Below are 12381 nucleotides of genomic sequence, written 5' to 3'. Positions count from 1 at the left end.
GAAAATGAATTTTTCTGATGTTCCACCTTTTGTGGTCGATTTTTTGAATTACATGATTACAATCAAGAATAAATCGCCAAATACAATTAAAGAATATTACTATGACCTTAGAACTTTTTTAAGATATTTAAAAGCAAAGGATTTGAATATTTTAAGCCAGATTGAAAAGATTGAGGATCTTGATAATATCGATGTGAGCAGCTTTGAAATTGAAAAACTCAAAACATTAACTCTCAGCAATCTTTATGAATATTTTTCTTTCCTTGCAACACGCTTTAACAACGGTCCCTATGCAAGAGCCCGAAAAGTTGCTTCAATACGAAGCTTTTTCAAATACCTCTATGGCAAAGCTAAATTAATCCCCGATAATCCTGCAAAAGATTTGGAGTCACCAAAACTTGGAAAAAGAAATCCAAGGTATCTTACACTTGAGGAAAGCAAAAAGCTACTTTCTGCAATTGATGGCGAAAATAAAGAAAGGGACTTTGCAATAATTACTCTTTTCCTGAACTGCGGACTCAGACTCTCAGAGCTTGTAAATATAAATCTTTCAGATATAAAAGATGATATGCTGAGAATTGTTGGTAAAGGAAATAAAGAAAGAATAATATATTTAAATAAAGCATGTAAAGAAGCCATCGAAAATTATTTAAAAGTTCGCCCCACAGAAGGTGTAAAGGACAAAGACGCTCTTTTCTTGAGTGAGAGAAAGAAAAGAATTAGCAGAAGAACTGTTCAATACATTGTTGAAAAGTATGTGAAGATGGCAGGTATAAATCAGAAAAAGATCTCTGCCCACAAGCTTCGTCACACGGCAGCAACACTTATGTACAGGCATGGCAAAGTTGATATAAGGTCTCTTCAGACTATTTTGGGTCATCAAAGTATCTCCACAACAGAGATTTATACCCATGTAAATGATGAAGACATCAAAAAAGCCTTTGAAAAAAACCCCCTCTCAGGAGAAAATCAGGATGCTAAAAGCTCCTGACAAGGGGGTTTTTTTATTTACTGCACAAAAGTTTGTATGTCTTCACATCCACAAATTTCAATACCTGCCCGGGATATAATACTGCATTTTCCAATCTATTTACTTTGCGTATGAAAGAGATGTAATCGCGAATGTCTACGCTTTCATCAACAAAATTTTTTGAAATTGTCCACAACGAATCTCCTTCTTTCACCTTTACAAATATCCAGTTTATATCCTTTCCTTTATCAATGCCCTTCCCTTCTCCAATCGAAATCATCAAAGCCGTTACAATAAATATCATTAAAAGAAGCAATGCAATGCCAAAACGAAACTTATTTCTTATAACAACTTTTGTTCTCATAAAATATTCATTCTCTCCGATAAAATGTTCTATATAAAGGATATCAAACAAATGTTTAGATGTCAAGAGGTGAAGACAAAAAAGGATTTACTACTTTTATATTCCCAAAATACTGGCCAGAATTTAAATCTTCACTCCATTAAATTTAATAAAAAAGAAAAGAATTTTGGTTTAATCTTCTTGCCAAGTAAAAGATAGTTTCATAAAATATACAAAACAATCTGCACACCCTAAAATCTGGATAATAACTTGTATCTTTTTGTTTAAACTCTGCCTATAAAATTAGATTGGCATTACATAAGTTTTTTTGTTATATTTGTGACAACTATAGAAACAAGCGCAGAGATTCCTCCACTTATCAACGCGCAGACCAATTTTGACTCTTTAATTTTCAGCTCATTAACTATTACATCTTCCATTTCTTCTTTGTCAAGCTCTTCAAACGACTTTCCAACATAGCTTTTTTCCTCGATATTTGACACATTTGATTCCTCCCTTATCTTTCTTTAAATATTTCTTTAACAGTAATTTTTAACCTTTCATTTCCTATGCTTAGAAATAGCTACATTGGTATATTTCTCTAATCTTGAAAAAATTTGTTCCATAGCTTTTATAATAATGTCATGTCTTTTTTCTTTCAAAAACATGAACGGAGCTAAAAAAAGTTCTATATAACCATTTGCAATAAATATTAAAATATTTTCACCAATAACCATAATCAATATAATTAATATAACCTTCTCTGACCCTGTATACATTCCATCTTGAACAAAATAACCCAAACATAACTTCACAATTATTAGCGAATAAATTATCTGAAATAAAGGGCCGCATATAATAATAAAGATTATTTTAAGCTTGGCCAAAAATATTTCTTTTTTGTTATCATTATCAGGTATAGGAAATCTAAGATCTACCCAACCCATAAGACCTAAATTACCTAATAATGTTTTTTTGAATGGTTTTATATTTACAATTGATAGTTTATTATCTTTATACAAAAAAGGTATGGCTGCTACTGCTCTTATCTTCGCTCTAACTATCCATCCTGCTAAAGCATGTCCTAATTCATGAACAATATATATTGTCCATGCTATAAAAAATCCTATTAAAGTACCACATAATATCCATACTATATCAGTCAACATAAAATCCCTCCTTATTTTCGAGTATTCCTTTATATCATTTTTCCATGTATCGACTTTCCAACAATTCCTGGAAACTATTGAATTCAAAAAAACCATTATCATTCCAATACTTTACTTCATAATGCTCCGAACCCCTGATCGGCAAATACATCTTTTTTAATGTTTGGTAGTACTGCTCCAAATAATAATTACTTTTTGGTTTCTCGGATCCGTAAAGGAAATTTCTGATATACTCTGCACACTTCATTATCTCTGCATTTGTTTCAGTATTCTCTATATCCACGTAGTTAGTCACCGGAATCGCTAAAGTATGTATACAGACTATTCCCCACCCTTGCATTATCCTCTTCAAGTAATGTACGGTCTCGCATAACGAATTGCCACTTGATGTTACCACAATTACACCACATTTACCAGCAAGTTTAAATATTGGAAATCTTTTGTTTTGAATATTAAATACTTTTACAAAAAATCCCTCTTTATTGTTCATCAAATAATTTTAAACCTCCCATTATAACACGCTACTTATTTTTATTTTATCATTTTTTACTTGCAATAAATAGTTATAATCTTTGATTATTGTAAATAAAGTTGTTTGTAAAAATCTACTAAACTCATCCTTTGTTCTTCTATATCTCTAACTTTTATACCCTCATTCTGTAATAAATTAAAAATATCTTCATAAGAACTGATATTATGAATTTTTATCGAGTTATTAAACTGAGTTTCCACAGATACATGCGGTAATTTTTCCTTTATTAACCTACACGCTAAATCAACATGCTCCTTTTCGGTAAAATGAAAAATTACCACTGTATTGCTTTTTAACAGTTCTTCCTTATTTTTATCCAATATTATAGAACCATTTTTTATAAAAATAATTCTTGAACACAATTCTTCTATATCACTCAATATATGTGATGAGATTAAAACAGTTATGTTATTTTCTCTCCATCGCGTTTTCAAAAGCTCTTTAACTTTAATTGTAACAGTTGGATCCAATCCATTAAAAGGTTCGTCCAATATCAACACTTCAGGGTTGCCAATGAACATTTGAAGCAAACCAACCTTTTGTTTTGTTCCCAGCGAATAAGCTTTTGCCTTTCTTTTTAACATATTATTTTCCAATTCAAAAAATGGTGCTAACCTGTTAATCTCATCTTTAACGTTAAAGGTACTCCCATATTTTAGTTTAGAGTATAATTCTATATTATCATAACCGCTGAGTTTACTGTACAGTGCTGGTGTTTCAATAAAAAATGATGCTCTTCTTAATACCTCAATTCTTTCCTTTTCCTTAGTTACATCACATCCCAAAATATAACATTCCCCTTTTGGTTTTGGTGCCCACAAACCTGCCAGTATTTTCATTAATGTGCTTTTGCCAGCGCCGTTTGGTCCAACAAGACCAACAATTTCTCCTTTTTTTATTGAAATATTTATATTATTCAAAATTTGAAAGTTTCTAATTTTCTTGTCCACCTCAATTAGTTCTATTGCTTTTTCTTCTTGATTTTTATTCAAACCAATTTACCTCCTTCAGTCAAGTCCCAGGTTTTATTTTTTTATTCATTTTTTATGACAATTTTTCTCTATTTTCAAATATTTTTATTGCAGCCAGTACAAAAATGACTGTCAACAGTAAATTTAAGCCTATTACAACATAAAATGAAGCCCAAAGCCACTGTATGCGCTGTTGTAGTGAGTTGGTATATACTTCTGCTAAATTCCAAGGAAATATTAAGGTTAACAACTTCAGTAAAGGTTTTTTTATAACAAGTAACCTCTGACGGAAAATACTAATAGCTACTATTATGGCAAAAAAGCTAATGCTTGCAAACATTCCATTTTCAAATATGGTCGAGAAAAATATAACAGCTCCCACTACAGCTATTATAAGAATAATTTCGGTTAGTAACTGTAGAAAACTACATTCAAGCAAATTTAATAATTTTACATCATCCAGTACAGGATATATTTCAAAACCTATCATCTTGTATTTGGAAATCCAATCATAATATACGTCAAAGTATTTAAAAGTACCTGCTTTAAGGTTTAAAACTGTGAAAAATACTAATTGCATACCAATAAACAATGCAAATACAGTCAATACAGTGGCTATATATTTGTTTAAAATAATTTTGCTTCTTTTCACAGGCAAAGTTTTTAAAATCTTAACTGTCCCTTCTTTATATTCATCTGAAACAATATTACTTCCAATAAGTAAAGCTAAAATAATTATCATTAAAAATGCAATTGCATATGATTGACTAAGTAAATAATACCATCCGTCAAACTTACGACCGTAAATGTAATATTTACCTTTACTTATATTTTTACTTAAAATTTGATAATTCACCTTGTTAAATTCAAGTTCTCTAAGGTCACCTGTTTTCTTAGAATTTTCATACATTATTCTGTAATATTGAGCTCTCTCTTCTACTTCTTTTTTTGGGTTTGAAATATATTGTATTTTTAACTTTTCTTCTTGAACAATTCTACTTAGGTCATTAATTTGTTCCTGATACAATTTTTTATTTTTTTCGTCTTTTTCTTTGCTTAATTTCTGCTGCAATTCTTTTATCCGCTTTTCTGTATCTGCAATATATTCTTTTGTAGATCCAATATTCTGATTAGTCATATTATACAGCAACAAGCAAAAAAGAAGATTTAGCACAATAGTTATAACTAAAGCAGTCAAAAATTTTTTACTTTTTAAAATTTTTTGAATTTCTGCATAGAGTAACAATTCAGTAGCCTCCTTTGTGCATATTTTCTTTATTCTTATATATAAAAATAAAAGCTTCTATAAATTGGCATCTATATTTTTCATATTTCTACAATTACTGTTATATTACGGGAATAAACTTAAATAAAATTTTTTTCACCTAATTATCTAAATACTTTAACAATTTATTGGCTTCCAATAAGTTTTTTCTTCACTGTTAACTAAAATCGCCTCTTTAGGCACTTGTAATAATACTAAAATAGTAAAAAATATATCCACACATGAACCTATAGCATTCAAAAGCGCAATTAGTAATATCAAATCATTTCTAATAAAGTTTAAAAACAACATAATTATAGTGGGAATAACTGAAAGAATGAAAAACGGAGCTACATAAACTAATAAATATCTATTTCTTTTTAATGCTTCATTACTATGTACGTAATAAACACCTGCTTCAGGCCAATAACCAATTACTGTGTTCTCTGAAAATATTGAACCTGGAAAACACATAGCATGTATCAACTCATGAAGAAGTATTACTAAAAAAATTGCAAAAGGGTATATTAAGATAGGTTTAGGTAATTTTATACCTTTAAAATAATACGAGATAAAAAATATCAATCCCGCAGTAATTAATCCTATTGGCATAGAAAGAATTTGTGTCACCCATATATTTTTTGGCTCTTTTACAGGTATCCACTCTGTTACATTAACATTCTCATTTATAGGCGGTTTACCTATTCTAAACTTCATTCAATATAACCTTCCTTTTATAATAAATGACAAGATTATATTAATTTGAACAAAAATATTAGCCCCCATATGCATTGCTATAGGCACAAATATTGAATTATAACGAACATAAAAAATTGATAAGATAATTCCAAACAAAAATGCATTTAAAGCGGTATATAAATCTATATGCCATAAACCGAAAATTAGTGCTCCAATTAAAATAGCAATTCTAATATCCATCTTTTGTATTAAACTTTGAAGTATTAAGCCTCTAAATATAATTTCTTCTATAATAGGTGTAATTATACCTGAAAAAAATACCATTGTTAATAGGATTACTATGCTGTGCACATTATTTGATTCGATTAAATTTTTTATTACTTTATCAAAACTATCTATATTATTCACATCATTATTCACATTGCGTATATGAAGCAAATACATATTAAATAAATAGACAATGCTTTGAAGTATAATTGCTGAGAATGAACCAAATAAAAGAAATAATATCATATTCCTTATGCTTAATTTATTCTTGATTAACATATATGAGTTTTTAACTAAATTTGTTATTTCATCATGACAAAAAATAGCAAAAAGCAAAAAGGTAAATGTATAAATGGATATTTGAAACAATAAAACGTGATATACTAATTCTAATTTCATTTTACAGGTTACTGCGTGAAATACCACTGTAAATATGAAACTTGAAATAAATAAAAGACTAACATACTTTAAAGTACTCATCTTCTTTCCTATAGCTTGTTCCATTTATAAACCCTCATTTCTTAAAATGTGTTATAAACGCTAAAGCAATTGTACCCTTTCTATCCAAGAAATTGGATACAATTGCTTTAGCAAATACTCTTTTTAAAATTAATATCAGCCTAATTGCTTTATGCACGATAGTGTAAATCTGTGACTGGAATTCCAGTTGGAAGTCTAATGCTTTCTATTATTTTGATTATTGTTTTGAAAGCTTTGCCCAAACCATATCCTACACCATACCCAAAGTCATAATCCTCTTTGGCTCCACCATTGATTTTCAACAATTCATTCTCGTTTATTTGTATAAATTTATTCATAACTTTATCCCTCCCTCATTTCAAGATAAAAATCAAATTAACGCATTGCATCTCGAAAACCATCTACAAACCCTCTTCCAAAATCATAAAGTTTTTTTGCATTTTCATAAATTCCTTCGATTAATGTAATAACTGTAGTGACTTTAGTGACGACTCTAACAGCTACGTTAAGCCAACCACCATTGACACATTCCATTTCGTTATTATCTAATTCAACAAAGTACCCTTTTTTAAGAAGACATTCATTTACCATTTCTGAGTTTCCCCCTTTTTTGTTTTTTTATTTATCCCAACCCCCACAGCCGGCTGATAGAAGGGTTGTTGCCTCACATCATAACCTCAATCCCATCTTCTCTAATACCCACTTAATCAACTGTTTCTGTTCAATCACTATGCTTATTTCGCACGCCTGTCCTGCACTTAGCCTAATGTCCTTGGAAACATCCTTTATTTCTACCTCAACCTCATAAAACCCCTGCCCACTCTGGTTTGCTATTTTTATATCTCTCGATACCCTCGCAACCTTTCCTTCCAATACTTTTAAGCCATCTTTTCCTGCTATCTTTACTTTTGCCTTTTCACCTATTTCTACACTGCTACCTTTTGTGTTTGCTATGTACCCGATAACCTTAAATCCTTTTGCTTGACTGCCAATTATTCTGCCAATCTCTTCTCCACTGTTTACCACCGATCCTCTGCCCAATTGGTTGCTAAATTCCACATAACCATCTTTTTCTGCTTTTACTAAACAGTTTTCCATCAACTTTTCAGTTTCATCCAGGTTGATTTTTAGGTTTTTCATTTCATTACTTAAATTACTAATTTCATTATCAATTTGCATCAGCATATCAAGCTTATATTTATCAATTTCTACTTTTATATCATCACCTGAAATATTTAGCACATCAAGCTGCCCTTCTATTTTCTGTTTTTGCAAAATCAACTCACTTTTTGACTGCCTCAGCTCATCAAGCTTTGAATCTATTTTCGATATTAAAATCTTACTCTGTATATTACCGCCATCCGATTTTGTCTTCACCTGTTGATTGTAAGCTTCTATCTCACTCAATATAAATCCTAAATACTCTATGTTGTATTTTTCTATCTCAACTTGCTCCCCTTTGCTGATAACTCCCTTTATCTTTTTCAACGCACTTTCGAAATTATTAATACTTTTAATTTTTTCATCTAAACTTTCTATTTGGCTTTTAAACTCTTTTAAACTGTATTCTCTTTGCACTTTTTCTTCTTCTGCTGCTTTTCTTAATTTGTTTACCTCATAAATATAACTCAGATATCTCAAATGGTATGCGTTATCTTTGTTTCTGAGACTCTCTCCTTTTTCTATACAATTTCTCAATTCTTTTAAATCTTTAATCTTTTTCTCATATTCGTTAAGTTGCTGTTTCAAAAAATTCTTCTTTTTTACATACTCCCAATCATCAATTTTGAATAAAATCTCACCTTTCTTTACATACTCACCTTCTTTTACAAAAACCTCTTTTATCTTCCCACCAACATAACTTATGATCCTTGCTTCATCTTCCCAGGGTCTTATTATCCCCTGTACCTTTACATTTATATCAATTTCTCCTGCAATACTCCACAAAACAAGCCCTATTATTAAGGCAAGCAAAATGTATGTAATATAAAGTCCATACTTTGGAATCTCTGATTCATACAAGAGCTTACTTTCCTTAAGTTCACCAAAATCATATATTACCTCTCTCATGACTTTGCTGCACTCCCAACCAAATCCCATAGCCCTTTTTGCTCAAGTCCCATCAGCTGCTCTCTCCACAGGTTATAATAATATCCTTTCTTTCTCATCAGCTCATCATGCGTTCCTACCTCTACTATCCTGCCTTCATGCATTACCACAACCCTGTCGCATTTCAAAATAGTGGATAGCCTGTGCGCTATTATTATAGTGGTTAACCCCTCACATACCTTCTCTATAACCTTTCCTATCGCCTGCTCGGTTACAGAGTCAAGGTTACTGGTCGCTTCATCCATTATTATTATCTCAGGATTTTTTAAAAGTGCCCTGGTTATCGCTATCAGCTGTTTCTGCCCGCCTGACAAATTAGCTCCATTCTCTTCTATCATGGTATTGTATCTCAAAGGAAGTTTTGCTACAAACTCGTCCAGCGTTGTTAATTTGCTCACTTCAATTACTTCTTCCATTTTTAAATCCCTGTTGCCAAGCACCAGATTCTCAAATATCGTCCCACTGAACAAAAAGATGTCTTGTGATATATATGCTATCTTCTCCCTCAAATACTTCTTGTTTATATCCTTTAAGTTATAGCCATTTATTCTTATCTCTCCGCTTTCATAATCATAAAATCCTAAAAGCAATTTTGCTAACGTGGTCTTACCTGAACCACTCTCACCTACTATCGCTACCTTCTCTCCTCTTCTTATCTTAAGATTTATATCCCTCAGCACAAGCTGTCTTGTACCGTATCTGAAGTTCAAACCCTCTATCTCTATATCACCCTTCAAACTGGGTGATAATTTCTTGTCTTCGTCCTCTTGAAACTCACTCTCGAGTTCCAAAATCTCACTAAGCCTTTCGGCTGCAACTATCGCCGTCTGCAACATCGGCTGCAATCCTATCAGATTTTTTATCGGGTCTACAAAGTATGCAAGCAGTGCATTGAACGTAAACAACTCTCCTATGCTCATCTGCCCATTTATTACCTTGTCTGCTCCTACCCATAGTATTACCATAACTCCTACCGCTGCTATTGCGCTGCTTATATTACTTTGCAAATTGTTTAAATTCGCTACCTTGAAAACATCTTTCAAAAGCTTTACAAACTTGCTCTCTGTCTTAAAATTTACATCCTCTTCTATATTAAATGCCTTTACTACCTCTATCCCATTTAGTGACTCTACCAAATATGACGTCAAAATTGCATTGTCTTCCATCTCCTGCCTGTTCGCTTCCCTCAATGCCCTGTTAAATCCAAACACTACTGCTGCATATAGCAAGACCATCACAAGGGCTATAAAAAACAGCGTGGAATTTTGCAGGTATAAAATAATTGCGCCTACCACTGCCATTATGCTGTCTATCATTAGCGTCAGCGTTGCACCTGATACTGCATCCCTTATCTTTGACGCATCCATAAACCTCGAAATTATCTCCCCTATCTTCCTGCTACCAAAAAAACTCATCGGAAGCTTAATCACATGTTCATAGTACCCCAGCATCAGCTTAATATCCAATCTTTGACTTAAATGTATTAAAAGCCTTACCCTGAATGCTCCTAATATCACCTTGAATATTGTAATCAGTATCGCACCTGCTGCTATAACGTGAAGTGTATTTTTCAATAGATTCGGTATTACATCATCCATCAAAAACTTGTAATAAAATGCTGCCGCTATCCCAAGCAAGGTATATACAACTGACACTGAAAAAATATTCAATATCAAGCCCTTCTGTGGACTTAATAACTTAAAAAACTTTTTCAAAACTCCCTCTTGTTTCTCTTTCTTAAACCTCACATTTGGTACAAGAAATATCAAAATGCCTGTCCATATTTTAAAAAACTCTTCTGGCTTTAGCTTAACTATTCCTTTGGCCGGGTCTGCTATCACTATCCTTTCTTTTCTTATCTCATGTATTACAACATAATGAAATAGCTTGCCATCTATCAGTACATGTGCTATACACGGAAGTGGTATTTTCTCAAATATTGCCTCTTTTGTTTCTGCTCTGACTGCTTTTGCTTCAAATCCAAGCTCCTTTGCCGCCTTTACAACTCCATATGCTGTGGTGCCAAACCTGTCTGTCCCTGCTATCTGCCTTATTCTGGCTATCGATACTTCTTTTCCATATTGCAAGCAAATTGTTGCTAAGCTCGCTGCTGCACAATCTGTTATATCATGCTGCTTTACACAATAGTATCTTTTCCTCATCTCTTCATCCCACTTGATTTTTGATATATTTGCTTCTTTATTTTCTTATTTAGGCTGTTTTGTACTTGAACTATTTTTTCTGTAAACATCTTCTTGGAATTTCTATGCAAATTTTATCTTATACATTTTCACTCTGTCAATCCCGTTTTTTTTTTTTTTTTAGTTAATTTTCAGCTAAATTTTAAGCTGAGAATATACTTTTCTTTAAATATCTTAAAATTTCTTCAATTTTCTTGAGCTTATAACAAGGTCAAATTTGCAAATAGTTAAAATATAGTCTGTCTAATAAGAGAAATAAACATATACAGTAATAAATACAGTAACGGAAAAAGCCTTTTTGTATTGCAGTTTTAATTTTGAAAAACTCTTCACAAAATGCAAAGGAAAATAAAGTGAATAAATAAGGTAATAATAGAGGGCTGGGGCAAAATTGCCAGCCAACCCTCTTAACAATAATCATTTATATCAGTCCAAAATCTTAACCTTCATATCAATAATCTTTTCATACTTCTTTCCGCCTTCTTCCCATATTATCTTTGCTTTATTATATTTTGAAATTATCTCTTTTACTTTTTGTGGATCTCCTTCAGTCGTATAAAAATAATATACGTGTTCCTTAAATATTTTCTCTTTTATTGGTGGATGTAAATTAATTATTAAATCTCTGCCGCCCTTTAAAACATACTTCTTTTCAAATTCTTCAGGGACTAATGGAATCAACAAAACACAATTTTTATATCGCGGTCCTGTATTTGCTGCAACAACACGATACTCAATTATTCTATGTTTTTTGTAATCAGGCTTTTTGCCATTGTAGCTATTATCACCAAGTGGTTTTGTCTCGTCAGATGAAAAGTAAATCTTTATTGTAGGGTCGATTATTTTCAAAGTTTTCACTGGATCATATAAAACATATTTTGTTACATAGTAGCAAGCCCCAACTCCTGCAAAAATAAACAATATTATAATCAAAATTAAAAGTGTTTTTTTCATTGTATTCACCATTCCTAATCTTTATTAAACTTAATATGTGATGTGAATATGTCTAAACTGGGCTTTTGGATATTCAGGCTTATATTTGATAGTTTCTTATTCTTTTATGGAAATTATTTAGATTTTATAAAATGCAACCTCTTTGCGCGTAAAGAATGGTTTTGTTTTACTGCCTTTTTTGTTTTATTTAATCTACTTTTTCTGTTAAATTTCTTCATGGAATTTTTATGTAAATTCTATCTTACACATTTTCATTCTGTCAATTCCGTTTTTTCTTTTTTTTTAGCCCGTTTTCAAATAAATTTAAAGCTCAAATATAACTTTCCTTTAAATAGCTCAAAATTTCTTCAATTTATTAGATATATTTGAACTCATAGTAAAGCAAAATCTGCAAATAGTGAAAAGAAAGATAAAAAATAAAT

The 12381-nt window shown here is 31.3% G+C and carries 14 protein-coding genes and 1 pseudogene; 1 reads left to right on the top strand and 14 read right to left on the bottom strand.

Annotated elements, in window-relative coordinates; translation table 11 throughout:
- The first annotated feature begins 4 nt into the window (after nt 1-4).
- A complete protein-coding gene (gene xerA / locus OTK00_RS06240) occupies nt 5-991 on the top strand; it encodes a site-specific tyrosine recombinase/integron integrase (protein ID WP_045170173.1) in 987 nt (328 codons plus the stop codon).
- A gap of 13 nt (nt 992-1004) precedes the next feature.
- Here xerA and OTK00_RS06235 read toward each other — a convergent pair whose 3' ends face one another.
- The 14 genes and pseudogenes from OTK00_RS06235 to OTK00_RS06175 all read right to left on the bottom strand — a co-directional run bounded on the left by OTK00_RS06235 (nt 1005) and on the right by OTK00_RS06175 (nt 11959).
- The gene (locus tag OTK00_RS06235) at nt 1005-1334 is read right to left on the bottom strand and encodes a LysM peptidoglycan-binding domain-containing protein (RefSeq protein ID WP_045169500.1); all 330 of its coding nucleotides are present in this window, start codon (nt 1332-1334) and stop codon (nt 1005-1007) included.
- 55 nt (nt 1335-1389) lie between these two features.
- Nucleotides 1390-1473: pseudogene (locus tag OTK00_RS12100) on the bottom strand (PIN domain-containing protein); the annotation flags it as partial.
- A 154-nt stretch (nt 1474-1627) separates the two neighbouring features.
- Nucleotides 1628-1816, bottom strand: coding sequence for a hypothetical protein (locus OTK00_RS06230; protein ID WP_045169499.1), 189 nt, complete (start codon nt 1814-1816; stop codon nt 1628-1630).
- 57 nt (nt 1817-1873) lie between these two features.
- Nucleotides 1874-2479 (bottom strand): hypothetical protein, encoded by a 606-nt coding sequence (locus OTK00_RS06225; protein WP_157841019.1) that lies wholly within the window; start codon nt 2477-2479, stop codon nt 1874-1876.
- A gap of 37 nt (nt 2480-2516) precedes the next feature.
- Nucleotides 2517-2972 carry a hypothetical protein gene (locus OTK00_RS06220; protein WP_157841018.1) on the bottom strand — a complete coding sequence of 152 codons (456 nt, stop codon included), beginning with the start codon at nt 2970-2972 and terminating at the stop codon, nt 2517-2519.
- An 86-nt stretch (nt 2973-3058) separates the two neighbouring features.
- Nucleotides 3059-4006 carry an ABC transporter ATP-binding protein gene (locus tag OTK00_RS06215; RefSeq protein ID WP_045169497.1) on the bottom strand — a complete coding sequence of 316 codons (948 nt, stop codon included), beginning with the start codon at nt 4004-4006 and terminating at the stop codon, nt 3059-3061.
- Nucleotides 4007-4058: 52 nt separating this feature from the next.
- Nucleotides 4059-5231 carry an ABC transporter permease gene (locus tag OTK00_RS06210; protein ID WP_045169496.1) on the bottom strand — a complete coding sequence of 391 codons (1173 nt, stop codon included), beginning with the start codon at nt 5229-5231 and terminating at the stop codon, nt 4059-4061.
- A 156-nt stretch (nt 5232-5387) separates the two neighbouring features.
- A complete protein-coding gene (locus OTK00_RS06205; RefSeq protein WP_045169495.1) occupies nt 5388-5966 on the bottom strand; it encodes a DUF3267 domain-containing protein in 579 nt (192 codons plus the stop codon).
- Nucleotides 5967-6719: a CPBP family intramembrane glutamic endopeptidase gene (locus tag OTK00_RS06200; protein WP_045169494.1), complete on the bottom strand. Its 753-nt coding sequence runs from the start codon at nt 6717-6719 to the stop codon at nt 5967-5969.
- Between the two features lie 125 nt (nt 6720-6844).
- Nucleotides 6845-7033, bottom strand: coding sequence for a hypothetical protein (locus tag OTK00_RS06195; protein WP_045169493.1), 189 nt, complete (start codon nt 7031-7033; stop codon nt 6845-6847).
- A 37-nt stretch (nt 7034-7070) separates the two neighbouring features.
- Entirely contained in the window at nt 7071-7286 is a 216-nt protein-coding gene (locus tag OTK00_RS06190; RefSeq protein WP_045169492.1) for a class IIb bacteriocin, lactobin A/cerein 7B family, read from the bottom strand.
- 78 nt (nt 7287-7364) lie between these two features.
- Nucleotides 7365-8765 (bottom strand): HlyD family efflux transporter periplasmic adaptor subunit, encoded by a 1401-nt coding sequence (locus OTK00_RS06185; protein WP_045169491.1) that lies wholly within the window; start codon nt 8763-8765, stop codon nt 7365-7367.
- Nucleotides 8762-10966: a peptidase domain-containing ABC transporter gene (locus OTK00_RS06180; protein ID WP_045169490.1), complete on the bottom strand. Its 2205-nt coding sequence runs from the start codon at nt 10964-10966 to the stop codon at nt 8762-8764. The genes OTK00_RS06185 and OTK00_RS06180 overlap by 4 nt, the downstream gene beginning before the upstream one ends.
- Before the next feature lie 465 nt (nt 10967-11431).
- Nucleotides 11432-11959: a hypothetical protein gene (locus OTK00_RS06175; protein WP_045169476.1), complete on the bottom strand. Its 528-nt coding sequence runs from the start codon at nt 11957-11959 to the stop codon at nt 11432-11434.
- Nucleotides 11960-12381: the final 422 nt, after the last annotated feature.

This window comes from Caldicellulosiruptor morganii, from assembly GCF_026810225.1.
Taxonomy (GTDB): Bacteria; Bacillota; Thermoanaerobacteria; order Caldicellulosiruptorales; family Caldicellulosiruptoraceae; genus Caldicellulosiruptor; species Caldicellulosiruptor morganii.
Note: the sequence above shows the minus strand (reverse complement) of the source record. Positions and strands in the feature narration are given on the sequence as shown.

Excerpts from the sequence above, each read along its gene's own strand:
- OTK00_RS06200 (WP_045169494.1), bottom strand. The coding sequence starts at position 6,719 with ATGGAACAAGCTATAGGAAAGAAGATGAGTACTTTAAAGTATGTTAGT.
- OTK00_RS06195 (WP_045169493.1), bottom strand. The coding sequence starts at position 7,033 with ATGAATAAATTTATACAAATAAACGAGAATGAATTGTTGAAAATCAAT.
- OTK00_RS06220 (WP_157841018.1), bottom strand. The coding sequence starts at position 2,972 with ATGAACAATAAAGAGGGATTTTTTGTAAAAGTATTTAATATTCAAAAC.
- xerA (WP_045170173.1), top strand. The coding sequence starts at position 5 with ATGAATTTTTCTGATGTTCCACCTTTTGTGGTCGATTTTTTGAATTAC.
- OTK00_RS06180 (WP_045169490.1), bottom strand. The coding sequence starts at position 10,966 with ATGAGGAAAAGATACTATTGTGTAAAGCAGCATGATATAACAGATTGT.
- OTK00_RS06190 (WP_045169492.1), bottom strand. The coding sequence starts at position 7,286 with ATGGTAAATGAATGTCTTCTTAAAAAAGGGTACTTTGTTGAATTAGAT.
- OTK00_RS06185 (WP_045169491.1), bottom strand. The coding sequence starts at position 8,765 with ATGAGAGAGGTAATATATGATTTTGGTGAACTTAAGGAAAGTAAGCTC.
- OTK00_RS06205 (WP_045169495.1), bottom strand. The coding sequence starts at position 5,966 with ATGAAGTTTAGAATAGGTAAACCGCCTATAAATGAGAATGTTAATGTA.
- OTK00_RS06235 (WP_045169500.1), bottom strand. The coding sequence starts at position 1,334 with ATGAGAACAAAAGTTGTTATAAGAAATAAGTTTCGTTTTGGCATTGCA.
- OTK00_RS06175 (WP_045169476.1), bottom strand. The coding sequence starts at position 11,959 with ATGAAAAAAACACTTTTAATTTTGATTATAATATTGTTTATTTTTGCA.